The organism is Streptomyces sp. NPDC030296 (genome assembly GCF_055572815.1).
The window spans coordinates 320,777-338,124 of record NZ_JBVICQ010000003.1 but is presented as its reverse complement, the minus strand read 5'-3'; the positions used below and the strand labels follow the sequence as shown (position 1 = coordinate 338,124).

Below are 17,348 nucleotides of genomic sequence, written 5' to 3'. Positions count from 1 at the left end.
ATGTCCACTGCCGCACCCCACGCCCTAGCCGACGTCACCGCGTCCGACAGCACACTGCGCCGCTTCCTCCACGGACTGCCCGGTGTGGACGCGGTCGGCCTGGAGGCGCGCGCCGCCTCCCTCGGCACCCGTTCCATCAAGACGACCGCCAAGGCGTACGCCATCGACCTGGCCATCTCCATGGTCGACCTGACGACGCTGGAAGGCGCGGACACCCCGGGCAAGGTCCGGGCGCTCGGCGCCAAGGCGGTCCACCCCGACCCCATCGACCGCACCACCCCGTCCACGGCGGCGGTGTGCGTGTACCCCGACATGGTCGCCACCGCCAAGGCGGCCGTCGCGGGGTCCGGTGTGAAGGTCGCCTCGGTCGCCACCGCCTTCCCGGCGGGCCGCGCCCCCCTGTCGGTCAAGCTGGCCGACGTGCGGGAGGCGGTCGCCGCCGGCGCGGACGAGATCGACATGGTCATCGACCGGGGCGCGTTCCTCGCGGGCCACTATCTGAAGGTCCACGAGGAGATCGTCGCCGTGAAGGAGGCCTGCGGCGCCGCCCGTCTGAAGGTCATCTTCGAGACCGGCGAGCTCTCGACGTACGACAACATCCGCCGCGCCAGCTGGCTCGGCTTGCTCGCGGGCGCGGACTTCATCAAGACCTCGACCGGCAAGGTCGCGGTCAACGCCACTCCCGCCAACACCCTGCTCATGCTGGAGGCCGTCCGCGACTTCCGCGCCCAGACGGGTGTCCAGGTCGGCGTGAAGCCGGCCGGCGGCATCCGCACGTCGAAGGACGCGATCAAGTTCCTGGTCCTGGTCAACGAGACGGCGGGCGAGGACTGGCTGGACAACCACTGGTTCCGCTTCGGAGCCTCCTCGCTCCTCAACGACCTGCTGATGCAGCGCCAGAAGCTGGCCACCGGCCGCTACTCCGGCCCCGACTACGTGACGGTGGACTGATCACCATGGCATCCGTATTCGAGTACGCCCCGGCCCCCGAGTCCCGCGCGATCGTCGACATCGCGCCCTCGTACGGCCTGTTCATCGACGGCGAGTTCACGGAGGCGGCCGACGGCAAGGTCTTCAAGACCGTCAGCCCCGCCTCCGAGGAGGTCCTCTCCGAGATCGCCCGGGCCGGCGAGGCCGACGTCGACCGCGCCGTGCAGGCGGCCCGCAAGGCGTTCGAGAAGTGGTCGGCGCTGCCCGGCTCGGAGCGCGCGAAGTACCTCTTCCGTATCGCCCGCATCATCCAGGAGCGCAGCCGTGAGCTGGCGGTCCTGGAGACGCTGGACAACGGCAAGCCGATCAAGGAGACCCGCGACGCCGATCTGCCCCTGGTCGCCGCGCACTTCTTCTACTACGCGGGCTGGGCCGACAAGCTCGACCACGCCGGCTTCGGCGCGAACCCCCGGCCGCTGGGCGTCGCGGGCCAGGTCATCCCGTGGAACTTCCCGCTGCTGATGCTGGCGTGGAAGATCGCCCCGGCCCTGGCCACCGGCAACACGGTCGTCCTCAAGCCGGCCGAGACCACTCCGCTGACGGCGCTGTTCTTCGCGGACATCTGCCGCCAGGCGGGCCTGCCCAAGGGTGTCGTCAACATCCTCCCCGGGTACGGCGACACCGGCGCGGCCCTGGTCGCGCACCCCGACATCGACAAGGTGGCCTTCACCGGCTCCACGGCCGTCGGCAAGGAGATCGCGAAGACGGTCGCCGGCACCCGCAAGAAGCTCACGCTGGAGCTCGGCGGCAAGGGCGCGAACATCGTCTTCGACGACGCTCCGATCGACCAGGCCGTCGAGGGCATCGTGAGCGGCATCTTCTTCAACCAGGGCCAGGTCTGCTGCGCGGGCTCCCGCCTCCTGGTGCAGGAGTCGATCCAGGACGAGCTGCTGGACTCCCTGAAGCGCCGCCTGTCGACGCTCCGCCTCGGCGACCCGCTCGACAAGAACACGGACATCGGCGCGATCAACTCCGAGGAGCAGCTGACCCGGATCACCTCGCTCGTCGAGAAGGGCGAGTCGGAGGGCGCCGAGCGCTGGTCCCCGGCGTGCGAACTGCCCTCGGCGGGCTACTGGTTCGCGCCGACGCTGTTCACGAACGTCACCCAGGCGCACACCATCGCCCGCGACGAGATCTTCGGCCCGGTGCTGTCGGTGCTGACCTTCCGCACTCCGGACGAGGCCGTCGCCAAGGCCAACAACACCCAGTACGGCCTGTCGGCGGGCATCTGGACCGAGAAGGGCTCCCGGATCCTGGCCGTCGCGAACAAGCTCCGCGCGGGCGTCGTCTGGTCCAACACGTTCAACAAGTTCGACCCGACCTCGCCGTTCGGCGGCTACAAGGAGTCGGGCTTCGGTCGCGAGGGCGGCCGCCACGGCCTGGAGGCGTACCTTGATGTCTGATCGTCTCAGTGTGTTCAAGACCTACAAGCTGTACGTCGGCGGGAAGTTCCCGCGTTCCGAGAGCGGCCGGGTGTACGAGGTGACCGACGCAAAGGGCAAGTGGCTGGCCAACGCGCCGCTCTCCTCCCGCAAGGACGCCCGTGACGCGGTGGTCGCCGCCCGCAAGGCGTTCGGCGCCTGGTCCGGCGCCACGGCGTACAACCGGGGCCAGGTCCTGTACCGGGTCGCCGAGATGCTGGAGGGCCGCAAGGGCCAGTTCGTCCACGAGGTCGCCGGCGCCGAGGGCCTGTCGAAGTCGAAGGCCGCCGCCCAGGTGGAGGCGACGATCGACCGCTGGGTCTGGTACGCGGGCTGGACCGACAAGATCGCCCAGGTGGTGGGCGGCGGGAACCCGGTGGCGGGCCCGTACTTCAATCTCTCCTCCCCCGAGCCGACCGGCGTGGTCGCCGTCCTCGCCCCGCAGGAGTCGTCGTTCCTGGGCCTGGTCTCGGTGGTCGCCCCCGTGGTCGCGACCGGCAACACCGCGGTCGTGGTCGCGAGCGAGAAGTCCCCTCTCCCGGCCCTCTCCTTCGGCGAGGTCCTGGCCACGTCCGACGTGCCCGGCGGTGTCGTGAACGTCCTGTCCGGCCGTACGGCGGAGATCGCGACGCCGCTCGCCGCGCACCAGGACGTCAACGCGATCGACCTGGCCGGCGCGGACGACGTCCTCGCCAAGGAACTGGAGATCGCCGCGGCCGACAACCTGAAGCGGGTACTGCGTCCACAGCCTGTGGACGACTGGTCGGCGACGCCGGGCATCGACCGCATGACGGCGTTCCTGGAGACGAAGACGGTCTGGCACCCCACGGGCTCGCTGGGCGCGTCGGGTTCCTCGTACTGACGCCCCCGGGGCAGGCGCGGGTCGGCCCGTGGACGACGGGGGTCGTCCACGGGCCGACCGCGCGTTTTCCCGCGTCCCGTCGTCGGCGAGGGTTGGGCTTGAGGTCGGCGACTGGGCCGGTGACGTGGCCGACGGCGCCGGTCAGGGTCCGGCTGTCCGCCTGGGGGTCCACGGAGCCCGCGGTCGTGACGGCGAGCAACGCGCGCCGGGCGAAGGGGGACCGGGGGCCGAGTGTCGAGCCTTCAGCGTGGCCACCTTCCACTACGGAAAGCAAGCATGGAGGCACACACGGTGGTTGAGGTGTGATGTGCGCTCCAAGGGCGACCCGCCGACTCGGCGGGAGCCGCGCGATGCCTCACACTGGACTCTCGTGAGTTCGCATCCCCCGATACCGACCCGGGTCGTCCTGCTGTCCGGTCCGTCCGGCTCAGGCAAATCCCTCCTCGCCGCCCGCTCCGGCCTGCCCGTGCTGCGGCTCGACGACTTCTACAAGGAGGGCGACGACCCGACGCTGCCGCTGGTGGAGGGCAGCACGGACATCGACTGGGACCATCCGCTGTCCTGGGACGCGGACGCCGCCGTCGCGGCGATCGAGGAGCTGTGCCGCACGAGCCGTACGACCGTCCCGGCGTACGACATCTCGCTCAGCGCGCGCACCGGCTGGGAGTCCCTGAGCATCGAGCGGACCCCGCTGTTCATCGCCGAGGGCATCTTCGCCGCGGAGATCGTGGGACGCTGCCGCGAACTCGGCGTCCTCGCGGACGCGCTGTGCCTGACCCGGGGCCCGGTGACGACGTTCCGCCGCCGCTTCCTGCGCGATCTGCGGGAGGGTCGCAAGTCGGTGCCCTTCCTGCTGCGGCGCGGCTGGCGGCTGATGCGCCTGGAGCGTTCGATCGTGGCCCGGCAGACGGAGTTGGGCGCCCACGCCTGCGACAAGGACGAGGCGCTCGGACGGCTGGCGTCGGCCGCGGCGGGCCGCCGCGCGCAGACCCCGGCCTAGCAGCAGACCTCAGCCCCGCTGCACGAACGACATGAAAAAAGCGGGACTGGACGGACCCCCCGGCCCTCCAGCCCCGCTTCCCCCGTTGTCCCCCGTCGTGACCCCGTGTCCCTCGTGGCCCCGTCGGTTTTCCCTGATTCCCCCGATCCCCCCGGTTGTCGCGGCGGCGCTCCCCCGCGCCACCGCGATCTCCCCTGGATCCCCCGTGATCCCCCGGTTTCCCTGCTCCCCCCAGACCTTCAGGCGACAAGCTCCCCGAAGGACTCCTCCTCGTCACGGCCGAAGCTGAGGACCTCGTCCTCGCGCAGACGGCGCAGGGACCGCCAGATGCTGGACTTCACCGTGCCGACGCTGATGTCGAGGATCTCCGCGATCTCCGGGTCGGTGCGGCCCTCGTAGTAACGGAGGACCAGCATCGTCCGCTGGAGTTCGGGGAGCCGGGCGAGCGCCTGCCACAGGACGGCGCGCAGCTCGGTGCCGCGCATCGCGTCCGTGTCGCCGGCGGTCTCCGGCAGCTCCTCGGTCGGGTACTCGTTCAGCTTGCGGCGGCGCCACGCGCTGATGTGCAGGTTGGTCATGGTGCGGCGGAGGTAGCCCCCGACCGCGGCCTTGTCACTGATCCGGTCCCACGCCTTGTACGTCGAGAAGAGGGCGCTCTGGAGGAGGTCCTCGGCCTCGAAGCGGTCACCGGTCAAGTGGTAGGCGGTTGCGTACAGGGAGGCACGACGCTCCTGGACGTAGGCGGTGAACTCCGCCTCCGACACAGAACGGCGCTCCCCCGTGCCCTCCCCGTACGCGGCCCCCGTTCCCCCGTGGGCCACCCCCGTGGTGCTTCCCCCCACATGTGCGTCGACCACCGACATGTACGTGGTGTGCTGACGCCCGGTACCGCGAGCGCACCCCCGCCCGCTCACGGCACCGGACTTCTCCGTGTTCCGGATGACGTCGTGGAGACGCGTGACAACTGCGCTAGTGCTGGTGCTGTGCAGCGTGTTCATCTCGCGCCCCCCGTCGTGGAGTTCCGGTCTCTCACCCCGCTTCGGCGCTCGACCGCCGCGGTGCTTCCTGCCTGTGCCGAAAAGATTGCCGGGCCACTTTCATGGCCGTGTCCGCCGACTGTCACAGACCTGTCACAGGGGTTGGCCCCAGGGAAGACACAGCGCGCTCACAGAGAAGAGTCGTACGGCTACGCGAACGGCACGATCGTGTGCGGGTGTCGCGTGGGAGCGCTTCAACGGTCGATTCGTGGCCATGCCATGGGCCAGAATGAGCCCGTGCCTTCCCTGTTGCTGATCGAGGACGACGACGCCATCCGCACGGCCCTGGAGCTCTCACTGACGCGCCAGGGGCACCGTGTCGCCACCGCCGCCACCGGCGAGGATGGTCTCAAGCTGCTGCGCGAACAGCGGCCGGACCTGATCGTTTTGGACGTGATGCTGCCCGGCATCGATGGCTTCGAGGTGTGCCGTCGTATCCGGCGCACCGACCAGCTGCCGATCATCCTGCTGACCGCCCGCAGCGACGACATCGACGTCGTGGTGGGTCTGGAGTCCGGAGCGGACGACTACGTGGTCAAGCCCGTGCAGGGGCGGGTGCTGGACGCCCGTATCCGCGCGGTGCTGCGGCGCGGTGAGCGCGAGGCCAATGACGCGGCGACCTTCGGGAGCCTCGTCATCGACCGCGCGGCCATGACCGTGACGAAGAACGGCGAGGACCTCCAGCTGACGCCGACCGAGCTGCGGCTGTTGCTGGAGCTGAGCCGGCGCCCCGGACAGGCCCTGTCCCGGCAGCAGTTGCTGCGCCTGGTGTGGGAGCACGACTACCTGGGCGACTCCCGGCTGGTCGACGCGTGCGTCCAGCGGCTGCGCGCGAAGGTCGAGGACGTGCCGTCGTCGCCGACCCTGATCCGTACGGTGCGTGGCGTGGGCTACCGGCTGGACGTTCCTCAGTGACGAAGGCTCGAGGGGGGATCCGCGGCTGGTCCGCGACGCGTACGAAGGTCCAGTCCCGGATTCGTTTCACCAGCCTGCGGCTGCGACTGGTGGTGGTGTTCGGGCTGGTGGCGCTCACGGCAGCCGTGTCGGCGTCCGGTATCGCGTACTGGCTCAACCGGGAGGCCGTGCAGAGCCGTGCCCAGGACGCGGCGCTGAACGACTTCGAGCGTGAGCTGCAGAGCCATGTGAGCACGCTCCGCCCGAGCCCCTCCCAGGACCAACTGCGGATCGCCGCGCGCAAGATGGCCGACGGCGGTGAGCGCTTCGGTGTGCTCCTCATCGACGAGGACGCCGCCGGCCGGACCGTGTCGGGTTCCTCGACCGACAACGCGCTGAACGGCTTCTCCCTCGACGACGTGCCCGCGTCCCTGCAGAAGGCCGTCAACAAGCGGCAGAAGATCACCTCCGGGAACCAGCACCCGTACCACGTGTACTGGCAGCGGGTCATCGACGGCGACACCCCGTATCTGGTGGGCGGCGCCAAGATGATCGGCGGCGGTCCGACCGCCTACATGCGCAAGTCGCTGGAGAAGGAGGCCGAGGACCTCAACTCGCTGGCCTGGTCGCTGGGGATCGCGACGGGTCTGTCGCTGATCGGCTCGGCGCTGCTCGCGCAGGCCGCGGCGACGACCGTGCTGAAGCCGGTGCAGCGCCTCGGGGTGGCCGCCCGGCGGCTCGGCGAGGGCAAGCTCGACACCCGGCTGCGTGTCTCCGGCACGGACGAACTGGCCGACCTCTCACGGACCTTCAACCTCGCGGCGGAGTCCCTGGAGAAGAGGGTCGACGACATGAGCGCCCGCGAGGAGGCGTCCCGCCGCTTCGTCGCCGACATGTCGCACGAACTCCGTACACCGCTGACGGCGATCACCGCCGTCACGGAGGTGCTGGAGGAGGAGCTGGACGCGGAGACCGGCAGCGTCGACCCGATGATCGAACCCGCCGTGCGGCTCGTGGTGAGCGAGACCCGGCGGCTGAACGACCTCGTCGAGAACCTGATGGAGGTGACCCGCTTCGACGCGGGCACGGCCCGGCTGGTCCTCGACGACGTGGACATCGCCGACCAGATCACCGCCTGCATCGACGCCCGCGCCTGGCTGGACGCGGTGGACCTGGACGCCGAGCGCGGCATCATGGCCAACCTCGACCCGCGCCGCCTGGACGTGATCCTCGCCAACCTCATCGGCAACGCCCTCAAGCACGGCGGTTCACCGGTGCGGGTCTCGGTGCGCGAAGAGGGCGAGGACCTGCTGATCCAGGTGCGGGACCACGGGCCCGGCATCCCCCAGGACGTCCTCCCGCACGTGTTCGACCGCTTCTACAAGGCGAGCGCCTCCCGTCCGCGCTCCGAGGGCAGCGGCCTCGGCCTGTCCATCGCCCTGGAGAACGCCCACATCCACGGCGGCGGGATCACCGCCGCCAACTCCCCCGAGGGAGGGGCGGTCTTCACGCTGCGCCTGCCCAGGGACGCCGCCCCGCTGATCGCGAGGGAACGCGACGGGGACCAGGGCGACGGCGGCACGGAGGACACCGAGGGGGACGGGCAGTGACGATACGAGAGGTGCCGGCGAGAGACACACGGGTACGGCGGATGCGGACGCGAGAGCGACAGGGGCGGGCCGCGCGGGTGCGGGGCATACGGATCCTGACCGCGGGCGGGGTGCTCACCGGACTGCTGGCGGGCTGCGGCATCCGGGCCACCCAGGTGCCGACGGACTTCGGTCCCGCGCCGTCGATGGTGCCCTGCGAGTCGTCGGTGACGGACCTCGCGACGCAGGCCGGCCCGTCCGGGATGCCCGTCGAGGTGTTCCTGCTCTGCTCCGGCGCGCTCGTCCGCGTCGACCGCTCGGTGCGGGTCACCGACGGCACGGACGAGGCGAAACGGCGCGTGGTCGTCGCCCAGGGGCTCCTGAGGGCCCTGGGCGAGACACCGTCGGGCGTGGAGGACGAGGCCGGCTACCGCACGGCCGTGCCGCCCGGGATCACGGTGACCGGCCCCCGGCCGGGTGACCCCGACGACGCCCTGCGGCTGTCCACCGCCCCCGACGCCCTGCCCAAGTACGCCCTCGCGCAGATCGTGTGCACCTTCGCGGACACGGCGGCGACCGGTGACAACGGCTCGGTCGTCCTGGGCAGCACCAGCGCCGACACGCTGCGCCGGTACGAGTGCGCCGCGGACGTCCAGTCGGATCCGGGGGCGGGGATACCGCCCTCGACGGAGGTCTCGGGTTCCTGACGCCTTTCCGCCGCCCCGGGGCCGCCGGAAAAATCGAGCGGAACCGATCGCGCCGGAGGGCGCGTCTTGGGGGGCGTGCAGCGTCAAGGTACGAGCGGCGGTAGTGCCGCGGTCCGTGTTCGTGCGGCGGGGGGTGTCCTCCTCGCCGCACATCTCGCGGTCGTTGCCTGGATCACGCTACGTCCGCTGGACGTCACCTGGGTGAGCCCGACCAACATGCGGCCCTTCGCGGGGATCAGAGCGGATCTGGCGCTGGGCTGGCCGGAGGCGGCCCTGCGGATCGGTGAGGGGCTCGCGCTGCTGGCACCGCTCGGTGTGCTGCTGCCACTGGTGCACGGCCGGCTGTCGGTGTCGCCGGTCGCCTCGCTGGCCCGGTCGGTCGCGGCCGGGGCGCTGCTGTCGCTGGCCGTCGAGCTGTTGCAGACCGGGGTGCCGGGCCAGGTCGTGGACATCGACTCCATCCTGCTGAACGCGGTCGGTGTGGGCCTCGCCCATGTCGCCGTCGTCCCGGCGGCCAGGGCCGCGCTCCGTCGCAGGGCGGACAGCCGGGTGCGGACGGACCACCGCCGTGAGGAGCATTCTCAGGGTCGGACCCCGACGATTCCCAGGGTCGGGATGGCTCCGTAGAGGGACGCTTCGTCCGCTTCGTCACCGTAGCGTCGATGGTGTGGAAAAGAGAGTGGCGGCCACCAGGAGGCCCCGCCCCCACCGTCGGCCCGTGGCCGACGTCCTACGCTGACGAAGGAGCCCCTCATGAGCCGCCTTGCCCGCCCCGCGGAAGGCCGGATGATCGGCGGAGTGTGCGCAGCGCTGGCACGGCGCTTCGGCACCTCGGCGACCACGATGCGTGTGCTGTTCCTCGCGTCGTGCCTGCTTCCGGGCCCGCAGTTCCTGCTCTACATAGCCCTGTGGATCCTGTTCCCGTCCGAGGGAAAGGCCCGCACGGCGTGGTGACGCATCTCCGCTGACACGCCGATGGGGCGCACCCTCGCAGGGTGCGCCCCATCGGTGTGCGAGTGGAGCGGTCCGCTCAGACGCCACCGAGGGGCAGGCCGTTCACGCCGAGGCCCTTGGTGGGCAGGGGCTTGCCGGCGGGGAGGCCGCCCAGCAGGCCACCGGCGGGGGCGGCCGGCCCCTCGGCGAGGACGTTGGCGGCGGCGGGCTGCATCGACTCCAGACCCGCGCCGAGCGCACGCTGCCCCTGGGTGACGGCTCCGCCGGGAGCCGGAAGCGCCTTCGACACCTTCTCCACGGGCAGCGACTGGGTGACGGTGCCCACGGCCTGGGAGGCGTCGGGAGCGGCCGGCATGCTCGGGGCGGCGTTCGCGGCGCCCGCGCCCGCAGCGGCGATGGCGGCACCGAGGGCGGCGACACCGAGGGTCTTGGCAGCAGACTGCTTCATGTGGAATGCGTCCTTGGAATGCGTTCGACAAGTGGTAAGCGGTGCCGAAACGTAAACATCAAAGTCCCGCCGGTGGCAACCATCGACAAGCGGCCGCGTCGCCCTCCACGCGGCCGCTCCCGGAATCTATTGTTCGGCACTATTCGTCGACAGATCCGCTGGTGGAGGCCGTTTGACGGAACAGCCATTCGGATTTCAACTCGGCATATCCGGGCTTGATCACGTCATTGATCATGGCCAGTCGTTCATCGAAAGGAATGAATGCTGACTTCATAGCATTGACCGAGAACCACTGCATGTCGTCGAGCGTGTAGCCGAAAGCCTCGACCAGGTACTCGAATTCGCGGCTCATGCTGGTGTGGGACATCAGCCGGTTGTCGGTGTTGACCGTGGCGCGGAAGTGCAGCCGCCGCAGCAGTCCGATGGGGTGCTCGGCGTACGAACGGGCGGCGCCCGTCTGGAGGTTGGAGCTGGGGCACAGCTCCAACGGGATGCGCTTGTCGCGGACGTAGGAGGCGAGCCGGCCGAGCTTCACCGAGCCGTCCTCGTGGACCTGGATGTCGTCGATGATGCGGACGCCGTGGCCGAGCCGGTCGGCGCCGCACCACTGCAACGCCTGCCAGATGGAGGGCAGCCCGAAGGCCTCCCCGGCGTGGATGGTGAAGTGGTTGTTCTCGCGCTTGAGGTACTCGAAGGCGTCGAGGTGCCGGGTGGGCGGGTAGCCGGCCTCCGCGCCGGCGATGTCGAAGCCGACGACGCCCAGGTCGCGGTAGCGGTTGGCGAGTTCCGCGATCTCCAGGGCGCGGGCGGCGTGCCGCATGGCGGTGAGCAGGGCACCGACACGGATGCGGCGCCCGGCCGCCCTGGCCCGGCGCTCACCCTCGCGGAAGCCCTCGTTGACGGCCTCGACGACCTCTTCGAGGCTCAGGCCGCCGTCGAGGTGCTGCTCGGGGGCGTAGCGGACCTCCGCGTAGACGACACCGTCCTCGGCGAGGTCCTCCGCGCACTCGGCGGCGACCCGGACGAGCGCGTCGCGGGTCTGCATGACGCCGACGGTGTGGGAGAAGGTCTCCAAGTACCGCTCCAGGGAACCGGAGTCGGCGGCCTCGCGGAACCAGACGCCGAGCCGGTCGGGGTCGGTCTCCGGCAGCCGGGAGGTGCAGCCCGCGGCGTCGGCGAGTTCGACGACGGTGCCGGGGCGGAGCCCGCCGTCGAGATGGTCGTGCAGCAAAACCTTGGGCGCCCGGCGGATCTGGTCCGAGTCCGGGGTGGTTCCGGTCCGGTCAGTCTGGTTCGTCATTTTCGCACCATATCGCCTACGCGCGTAGAGCACCTGTCGGGCGGTGTCGTCGATACCCAACGGTGACCCGCAGGACGGGTGGCGTACACCATCTCTTCTGACACTGTTCTGTCATGGCGCAGCAAGCAATGCCGGTACGGACGCCCCGACTTGGGCGGACGTTCGGTCCGGAGCCCAGCACGGTCGGCGCGGTGGTCCTGCTTCTCCCGGCCGGCGACGAGGCTTCCCTCCGCAGGCCCTCCCCCATGGTCGCCACCGCCTCCGTACGCGCCCTGGGGCGCCGACTGGTCCGCGCGGGACGTGAAGAGGGCCTGGCGGCCCATGTCGTGCACTACCGCCACCGCGGCTGGAACGGCACGGAGGCGCGGCTCGCACGGGACGCCGAGTGGGCCGCGGACGAGGTGGTCCGGCGGTACGGGGACGTGCCGGTGTGCCTGGTCGGGCTGCACATGGGGGCGCGCGCCGCGCTGCACGCCGGGGGGCACGACGCCGTCAACTCCGTGCTGGCGATCGCCCCCTGGCTGCCCGAGGAGGACGCGGCGGCGACACCCGAACCGGTGAAACAGCTCGCGGGGCGGCGGGTGCTGATCGTGCACGGCACGAACGACGAGCGGGTCGATCCCGAGCTGTCGTTCCGGTTCGCCGCGCGGGCGAAGAAGACGAACCCCGACATCTGCCGGTTCGAGGTGCACGCGGACCGGCACGGGTTGACCCAGTACCGGGACGAGGTGCACGCACTGGCCTCGGACTTCGTGATGGGGGTGCTCTTCGGGCGGGCGTTCGCGCGCCCCCTGGAGGACGCGCTGGCCGCGCCGCCGCCGCTGGGCCTGCGGATGCCGCTCGCCTCCGGCTTCGGAGCCGCCCGCTCGCGGTGGAGCGCCTGAGGGCCGCGACGCGCCCTGCGGCGAGCGGGGGCGGCCGAGCGGGTCCCCCTGCTGACTCCGAGCCGGGCCGCGCTGTCCCCGCGCACGCGGACACGCGGACACGCAGACAGGCAGACAGGCAGACAGGCAGACAGGCAGACACGCGGACAACCAGACACGATCAGTCGTGCAGGAGGCGGCCCTTTCTCGACAGCAGGAACTTCTTGAAGGCGGCCACCGGGGGTGTGTCCGGGTGACCCGCCAGCCAGGCCACGCCGATCTCCCGGGCCGCCCGGGGAGCGGTGACGGTCAGTTCCACGACGCCGGGCCTCGGCACGGCCGGCGGGGGCAGCAGGGCGACACCCAGGCCCGCGGCGACGAGGCCGCGCAGTGTCTCGGCCTCCTCGCCCTCGAACGCGATACGGGGTTTGAAGCCCGCCTGTTTGCACAGGTCGTCGGTGATGCGGCGCATGCCGTAGCCGGGTTCGAGGGTGACGAACGTTTCGTCGGCGGCCTCGGCGAGGCGGACGCGTTTGCGGGCGGCGAGGCGGTGGTCGGCGGGGACGACGAGGCGGAGCTTCTGCTCGTCGAGGCGGCGGGCGACGAGGTCGGGGGCGTCCGGGACGGGCGAGGTGAGGCAGAGGTCGAGTTCGCCCGCGCGCAGGCGTTCGATCATGGCCTCGCCGTAGTTCTGCACGAGGCTGAAGCGGACGCGGGGGTGCTCGGCGCGGAAGGCCTGGAGGAGGCCGGGGACGGTCTCGGCGCCCATGGTGTGCAGGAAGCCGAAGGCGACCTTGCCGGTGGCCGGGTCGGCGTCGGCGCGGACCTCGTCGGCGGCCCGCTCGATCTCGGCGAGGGCGCGTTCCACGGAGGCGTGGAAGGTGCGGCCCGCGTGGGTGAGGGACACCGTACGGCCGCGGCGGGCGAACAGGTCGACGCCCAGGTCCTGTTCGAGCCGGACCATGGCCCGCGACAGGGTCGACTGCGGGACCTGCATCTCCTGCGCGGCACGGGTGACGTGCTCGGTGCGGGCGACACCGGCGAAGTAGGCGAGGCGGGGGGCGAGCCGCAGGACGATGTCCTCGATGTCTTCTGTGTCACCGGACGGTGACAGCCGCGGCTCTGACCTTCGCTGATGCATCACGGGAACGATTATGGGGGTTCCATGCATTGGACGGATGAGTAACGGCGTACGTAGTTTCGAGGCATGCCTTCCGCCAGTACCGAGGCGTCCACCAGGGTGGGCGCCGGATCAGTCAGCACCCCCGCCGATTCCCGAGTGGCGCCGGGAGGTCCCGGCTACCGCCGGATGAGCCTGGCGCTGTTCCTCGCGGGGGTCGCCACCTTCGCCCTCCTCTACTCCACGCAGGCCCTGCTGCCGTTGATCTCGACCGACTTCGGGGGCACGGCGAGCGCGGCGAGCTGGACGGTCTCGGCGGCGACCGGTGCGCTGGCGCTGTTCGTGCTGCCGATGAGCGCGCTGTCGGAGCGGTTCGGGCGGCGCGCGGTGATGACCGCGTCGCTGGCGGTCGCGGTCACGGTCGGGCTGCTGATCCCCTTCGCGCCCTCGCTGGGCGCGCTGGTGGTGCTGCGCGCCGTGCAGGGCGCGGCGCTGGCCGGGGTGCCGGCCTCGGCGACCGCCTATCTCGCCGAGGAAGTCCGCCCCAAGGCCCTCGTCACCGCGATCGGTCTGTTCGTCGCCGGCAACAGCGTCGGCGGCATGAGCGGACGGATCGTGACCGGCTGGGTCGCGCAGGAGTGGGGCTGGCGGGTCGCGCTCGGTGTGCTCGGTCTGATCGCGGTGGGGTGCGCGGTGGCCTTCCGTCTGCTGCTGCCCGCGCCGAGGCACTTCGTGGCGGGGTCGCTGCGGCCGGCGGTGCTGGCCCGTACGGTCCGTTCGCACCTCGGCGACCCGCTGCTGCGGCGGCTGTACGCCATCGGCGCGCTCTTCATGACCGTCTTCGGCGCCGTGTACACGGTCATCGGCTACCGGCTGACCGACGCCCCGTTCTCGCTGCCGCAGGGCGTCATCGGGTCGGTCTTCCTGGTGTACCTGGTCGGCACGGTGTCCGCCTCCACCGCCGGGAAGCTGGTGGCGCGGCTGGGGCGGCGGGGTGCGCTGTACCTGGCGGGCGGTACGACGACCGCCGGGCTGTCGGTCTCGCTGTCCGGTTCGCTGCCGCTGGTGCTGATCGGGCTGGTGCTGATCACCGCCGGGTTCTTCGCCGGGCACGCGGTGGCGTCGTCGGCGGTCAGCCACACGGCGAAGGAGGGGCGGGCGCAGGCGTCCGCGCTGTACCAGTCGGCCTACTACGTGGGGTCCAGCGCGGGCAGCACGCTCGGCGCGATGGCGTTCCACGCGGGTGGCTGGCTCGGGACCGTGTCCATGGGCCTGCTGGCCGTGCTGGGGGTCGTGGCGATCACCGTCGTGGGATCGCGTGCGGCTCGCGTGCAGCGGAGGCTCGCCACCGTCTGACATCCCCTCCCCCCTGCTCCACCACACCCCGCTGACCTGGCCCCTCTTCCGCTCCGGGGGCCATTGTCAGTGGGCTGCGGTAGCTTCCGGAGTGTTGGCGCGCACTGGTGCGTGTGACGGAGATGAGCCACAGGGGTGGGTTGGCCATGAGTGACGGTACGGCGACGGTGACGGCGGATCTGGACGTCCGGCTGGAGAAGCACCGGGTCGAGCTGACCGGGTACTGCTACCGGATGCTCGGCTCGTCCTTCGAGGCGGAGGACGCCGTGCAGGACACCATGATCCGGGCCTGGCGGAGCTACGAGAAGTTCGAGGGCCGCTCCTCCCTGCGCTCGTGGCTGTACCGCATCGCGACGAACGTCTGCCTGGACATGCTGACCGCGGGGAACAAGAGGGCGCGTCCCATGGATCTCACCGAGTCGACGCCCCTCGCCCAGGCCGCCCTCGCCCCCCGCCCCGACAACACCTGGCTGGAGCCCGTCCCGGACGCCCGGGTGCTGCCGACGACCGCCGACCCGGCGGAGGCGGCGGTTGCCAAGGAGTCCGTGCGGCTGGCCTTCGTCGCCGCCCTGCAGAAGCTGCCCGCCAAGCAGCGGGCCGTGCTCATCCTGCGCGAGGTGCTGGCGTGGAAGGCGAGCGAGGTCGCCGAGCTGCTGGACACCTCGGTCGCCTCGGTGAACAGCGCGCTCCAGCGGGCGCGCGCCACCCTCGGCGACGGCGAAGGCCGGGTCGCCGAGGGCGATGTCTCCGACCCGCTCGACGAGGAGCAGCAGAAGCTGCTGGAGCGCTATGTCGCCGCCTTCGAGGGGTACGACATGACGGCGCTGACGGCCCTGCTGCACGAGGACGCGGTGATGACGATGCCGCCGTTCGACCTGTGGCTGACGGGCACGGGCGACATCACCGGGTTCATGACCACGCTGGGTGCCGCCTGCGCCGGCTCGCACCTGGTGCCCGTCGCGGTGAACGGCCTGCCGGGCTTCGCGCAGTACAAGCCCGACGAGGAGAAGGGCGGCTTCACCGCCTGGGCCGTGCAGGTGCTGGAGATATCACAGGGCCGGATCGCCGGGTTCCACTGCTTCCTGGACACGGCCCGCTGGTTCCCCCTCTTCGACCTGCCCCTCCACATCGAGGACAAGCCCGACCAGGCGCAGTAGCGCGCACAACGCCGGGGCGGGGTCCCGCAGCCGTATGCGGCCCCCGGCCCGTTTCGCCGTGAGCTGCAACCGGGCCAGCAGGTCGACGGCCCCCAGCCCGGGCGGCCCGATCCCGGCGACGTCGCACACCACCACACCGCCCGCCCCGTCCGCCTCCAGTCGCGCGCGCACCTCGGCACAGAGCCGGGGCACCTCGTCCCGGGTGACGAGGCCTGGCAGCACGAGTACGGCGGGTGTCGTCGCATCCACGATCGGTAGACCGGACCGGCCCCCGGAACTCATCGCGGACACGACGACAGCGGCGTCGACCATGTGGGGCCGCCCGCTCAGGCGATGCGGTCCAGCACGATCGGGTTCGGGGTGAACGGCGTGCCCGCGGCGGCGATGTCGTACGAGCCCTGGACGGCCTCCAGCGCGTAGGAGAAGCGCTCGGGGGTGTCCGTGTGCAGGGTGAGCAGCGGTTGGCCCTCGGTGACGGTGTCACCGGGCTTGGCGTGCATCTCGACGCCCGCGGCGGCCTGGACCGGGTCCTCCTTGCGGGCGCGGCCGGCGCCGAGACGCCAGGCGGCGATGCCGATGTCGTAGGCGTCGAGGCGGGTCAGGACGCCCGAGGAGGGGGCCTTGACGATGTGCTGCTCGCGGGAGGTGGGAAGCTCCGCGTCGGGGTCGCCGCCCTGGGCCGCGATCATGCGGCGCCAGGCGTCCATGGCGCGGCCGTCGGCCAGGGCCTTCGCCGGGTCGGCGTCCTTCACGCCGGCCGCGTCGAGCATCTCGCGGGCCAGCGCGATCGTCAGCTCGACGACGTCCGCCGGGCCGCCGCCCGCGAGGACCTCGACCGACTCGCGGACCTCCAGCGCGTTGCCGGCGGTCAGACCCAGCGGGGTGGACATGTCCGTCAGCAGCGCCACGGTCCTCACACCGTGGTCCGTGCCCAGGCCGACCATCGTGGAGGCCAGCTCACGGGCGTCCTCGATGGTCTTCATGAAGGCGCCACTGCCTACCTTCACATCGAGGACCAGGGAGCCGGTGCCCTCCGCGATCTTCTTCGACATGATCGAGGAGGCGATCAGCGGGATGGCCTCGACGGTGCCGGTGACGTCGCGGAGCGCGTACAGCTTCTTGTCGGCGGGGGCCAGGCCGTCGCCCGCCGCGCAGATCACCGCGCCCACTCCGTCCAGCACGGACAGCATCTCCTCGTTGGAGAGGAGGGCGCGCCAGCCGGGGATGGACTCCAGCTTGTCGAGGGTGCCGCCGGTGTGGCCGAGGCCGCGGCCGGAGAGCTGGGGGACGGCCGCGCCGCAGGCCGCGACCAGGGGCGCCAGCGGGAGGGTGATCTTGTCGCCGACGCCGCCGGTGGAGTGCTTGTCGGCGGTCGGCAGGGACAGCGACGAGAAGTCCATGCGCTCGCCGGAGGCGATCATCGCGGCCGTCCAGCGGGCGATCTCGCGGCGGTTCATGCCGTTGAGCAGGATCGCCATGTTCAGGGCGGCCATCTGGTAGTCGGCGACCTCCCCGCGGGTGTACGCGTCGATGACCCAGTCGATCTGCTCGTCGCTCAGCTCACCGCGGTCCCGCTTGGTGCGGATCACGGAGATGGCGTCCATCGACAACACAGTCATGGCTTTCCTTTCGAAGGTTCCGAAAGCGACC

The 17,348-nt window shown here is 71.3% G+C and carries 18 protein-coding genes; 12 read left to right on the top strand and 6 right to left on the bottom strand.

Features of this window, described 5'->3' with window-relative positions; translation table 11 throughout:
- The 4 genes from deoC (at position 1) to ACZ4Z3_RS09525 (ending at position 4,273) form a co-directional block, all read left to right on the top strand.
- A complete protein-coding gene (gene deoC, locus ACZ4Z3_RS09540; RefSeq protein ID WP_468500825.1) occupies positions 1-951 on the top strand; it encodes a deoxyribose-phosphate aldolase in 951 nt (316 codons plus the stop codon).
- Between the two features lie 5 nt (positions 952-956).
- Positions 957-2,393 carry an aldehyde dehydrogenase family protein gene (locus tag ACZ4Z3_RS09535; RefSeq protein WP_468500438.1) on the top strand — a complete coding sequence of 479 codons (1,437 nt, stop codon included), beginning with the start codon at positions 957-959 and terminating at the stop codon, positions 2,391-2,393.
- The gene (locus ACZ4Z3_RS09530; RefSeq protein WP_468500437.1) at positions 2,386-3,273 is read left to right on the top strand and encodes an aldehyde dehydrogenase family protein; all 888 of its coding nucleotides are present in this window, start codon (positions 2,386-2,388) and stop codon (positions 3,271-3,273) included. The genes ACZ4Z3_RS09535 and ACZ4Z3_RS09530 overlap by 8 nt, the downstream gene beginning before the upstream one ends.
- A 370-nt stretch (positions 3,274-3,643) precedes the next feature.
- Positions 3,644-4,273 carry a uridine kinase family protein gene (locus tag ACZ4Z3_RS09525; protein ID WP_055524324.1) on the top strand — a complete coding sequence of 210 codons (630 nt, stop codon included), beginning with the start codon at positions 3,644-3,646 and terminating at the stop codon, positions 4,271-4,273.
- Between the two features lie 239 nt (positions 4,274-4,512).
- Here ACZ4Z3_RS09525 and ACZ4Z3_RS09520 read toward each other — a convergent pair whose 3' ends face one another.
- Positions 4,513-5,271 (bottom strand): SigE family RNA polymerase sigma factor, encoded by a 759-nt coding sequence (locus ACZ4Z3_RS09520; protein ID WP_468500436.1) that lies wholly within the window; start codon positions 5,269-5,271, stop codon positions 4,513-4,515.
- Between the two features lie 276 nt (positions 5,272-5,547).
- Between ACZ4Z3_RS09520 and afsQ1 the strand changes: the two genes are divergently transcribed.
- The 5 genes from afsQ1 (at position 5,548) to ACZ4Z3_RS09495 (ending at position 9,454) form a co-directional block, all read left to right on the top strand.
- Positions 5,548-6,225, top strand: a complete 678-nt coding sequence (gene afsQ1, locus ACZ4Z3_RS09515) for a two-component system response regulator AfsQ1 (protein WP_055515961.1) — start codon at positions 5,548-5,550, stop codon at positions 6,223-6,225.
- On the top strand, positions 6,123-7,814 hold the full coding sequence (locus ACZ4Z3_RS09510) for an ATP-binding protein (RefSeq protein WP_468500435.1): 1,692 nt from the start codon (positions 6,123-6,125) through the stop codon (positions 7,812-7,814). The genes afsQ1 and ACZ4Z3_RS09510 overlap by 103 nt, the downstream gene beginning before the upstream one ends.
- A 41-nt stretch (positions 7,815-7,855) precedes the next feature.
- The gene (locus tag ACZ4Z3_RS09505) at positions 7,856-8,500 is read left to right on the top strand and encodes a hypothetical protein (protein WP_468500434.1); all 645 of its coding nucleotides are present in this window, start codon (positions 7,856-7,858) and stop codon (positions 8,498-8,500) included.
- A gap of 75 nt (positions 8,501-8,575) precedes the next feature.
- Positions 8,576-9,127, top strand: coding sequence for a VanZ family protein (locus ACZ4Z3_RS09500; protein ID WP_404164146.1), 552 nt, complete (start codon positions 8,576-8,578; stop codon positions 9,125-9,127).
- Between the two features lie 126 nt (positions 9,128-9,253).
- Positions 9,254-9,454, top strand: coding sequence for a PspC domain-containing protein (locus ACZ4Z3_RS09495; protein ID WP_055515954.1), 201 nt, complete (start codon positions 9,254-9,256; stop codon positions 9,452-9,454).
- Positions 9,455-9,530: 76 nt separating this feature from the next.
- Here the strand turns inward: ACZ4Z3_RS09495 and ACZ4Z3_RS09490 are convergent, their stop codons facing one another.
- Positions 9,531-9,902, bottom strand: a complete 372-nt coding sequence (locus ACZ4Z3_RS09490; RefSeq protein ID WP_468500433.1) for an ATP-binding protein — start codon at positions 9,900-9,902, stop codon at positions 9,531-9,533.
- 139 nt (positions 9,903-10,041) lie between these two features.
- Entirely contained in the window at positions 10,042-11,202 is a 1,161-nt protein-coding gene (locus ACZ4Z3_RS09485) for an adenosine deaminase (RefSeq protein WP_468500432.1), read from the bottom strand.
- 113 nt (positions 11,203-11,315) lie between these two features.
- Between ACZ4Z3_RS09485 and ACZ4Z3_RS09480 the strand changes: the two genes are divergently transcribed.
- Positions 11,316-12,086, top strand: a complete 771-nt coding sequence (locus ACZ4Z3_RS09480) for a prolyl oligopeptidase family serine peptidase (RefSeq protein ID WP_468500431.1) — start codon at positions 11,316-11,318, stop codon at positions 12,084-12,086.
- Between the two features lie 160 nt (positions 12,087-12,246).
- Here the strand turns inward: ACZ4Z3_RS09480 and ACZ4Z3_RS09475 are convergent, their stop codons facing one another.
- Entirely contained in the window at positions 12,247-13,209 is a 963-nt protein-coding gene (locus ACZ4Z3_RS09475; protein ID WP_468500430.1) for a LysR family transcriptional regulator, read from the bottom strand.
- Between the two features lie 63 nt (positions 13,210-13,272).
- Here ACZ4Z3_RS09475 and ACZ4Z3_RS09470 point away from each other — a divergent pair, with 63 nt between their 5' ends.
- Both ACZ4Z3_RS09470 and ACZ4Z3_RS09465 read left to right on the top strand, forming a co-directional pair.
- On the top strand, positions 13,273-14,541 hold the full coding sequence (locus tag ACZ4Z3_RS09470) for an MFS transporter (RefSeq protein WP_468500429.1): 1,269 nt from the start codon (positions 13,273-13,275) through the stop codon (positions 14,539-14,541).
- Between the two features lie 146 nt (positions 14,542-14,687).
- A complete protein-coding gene (locus ACZ4Z3_RS09465; protein ID WP_468500428.1) occupies positions 14,688-15,698 on the top strand; it encodes a sigma-70 family RNA polymerase sigma factor in 1,011 nt (336 codons plus the stop codon).
- On the opposite strand, the gene ACZ4Z3_RS09460 is transcribed toward ACZ4Z3_RS09465, so the two are convergent.
- Together ACZ4Z3_RS09460 and ACZ4Z3_RS09455 are read right to left on the bottom strand one after the other, a co-directional pair.
- Entirely contained in the window at positions 15,591-15,980 is a 390-nt protein-coding gene (locus ACZ4Z3_RS09460; RefSeq protein WP_468500824.1) for an STAS domain-containing protein, read from the bottom strand. The two genes, ACZ4Z3_RS09465 and ACZ4Z3_RS09460, sit on opposite strands and share 108 nt — an antisense overlap.
- 44 nt (positions 15,981-16,024) lie before the next feature.
- On the bottom strand, positions 16,025-17,308 hold the full coding sequence (locus ACZ4Z3_RS09455; RefSeq protein ID WP_468500823.1) for a thymidine phosphorylase: 1,284 nt from the start codon (positions 17,306-17,308) through the stop codon (positions 16,025-16,027).
- Between the last annotated feature and the right edge of the window lie 40 nt (positions 17,309-17,348).

Excerpts from the sequence above, each read along its gene's own strand:
- ACZ4Z3_RS09485 (WP_468500432.1), bottom strand. The coding sequence starts at position 11,202 with ATGACGAACCAGACTGACCGGACCGGAACCACCCCGGACTCGGACCAG.
- deoC (WP_468500825.1), top strand. The coding sequence starts at position 1 with ATGTCCACTGCCGCACCCCACGCCCTAGCCGACGTCACCGCGTCCGAC.
- ACZ4Z3_RS09530 (WP_468500437.1), top strand. The coding sequence starts at position 2,386 with ATGTCTGATCGTCTCAGTGTGTTCAAGACCTACAAGCTGTACGTCGGC.
- ACZ4Z3_RS09460 (WP_468500824.1), bottom strand. The coding sequence starts at position 15,980 with ATGAGTTCCGGGGGCCGGTCCGGTCTACCGATCGTGGATGCGACGACA.
- ACZ4Z3_RS09465 (WP_468500428.1), top strand. The coding sequence starts at position 14,688 with ATGAGTGACGGTACGGCGACGGTGACGGCGGATCTGGACGTCCGGCTG.
- ACZ4Z3_RS09495 (WP_055515954.1), top strand. The coding sequence starts at position 9,254 with ATGAGCCGCCTTGCCCGCCCCGCGGAAGGCCGGATGATCGGCGGAGTG.
- ACZ4Z3_RS09505 (WP_468500434.1), top strand. The coding sequence starts at position 7,856 with ATGCGGACGCGAGAGCGACAGGGGCGGGCCGCGCGGGTGCGGGGCATA.
- ACZ4Z3_RS09535 (WP_468500438.1), top strand. The coding sequence starts at position 957 with ATGGCATCCGTATTCGAGTACGCCCCGGCCCCCGAGTCCCGCGCGATC.
- ACZ4Z3_RS09490 (WP_468500433.1), bottom strand. The coding sequence starts at position 9,902 with ATGAAGCAGTCTGCTGCCAAGACCCTCGGTGTCGCCGCCCTCGGTGCC.
- ACZ4Z3_RS09470 (WP_468500429.1), top strand. The coding sequence starts at position 13,273 with ATGCCTTCCGCCAGTACCGAGGCGTCCACCAGGGTGGGCGCCGGATCA.
- ACZ4Z3_RS09520 (WP_468500436.1), bottom strand. The coding sequence starts at position 5,271 with ATGAACACGCTGCACAGCACCAGCACTAGCGCAGTTGTCACGCGTCTC.
- ACZ4Z3_RS09480 (WP_468500431.1), top strand. The coding sequence starts at position 11,316 with ATGGCGCAGCAAGCAATGCCGGTACGGACGCCCCGACTTGGGCGGACG.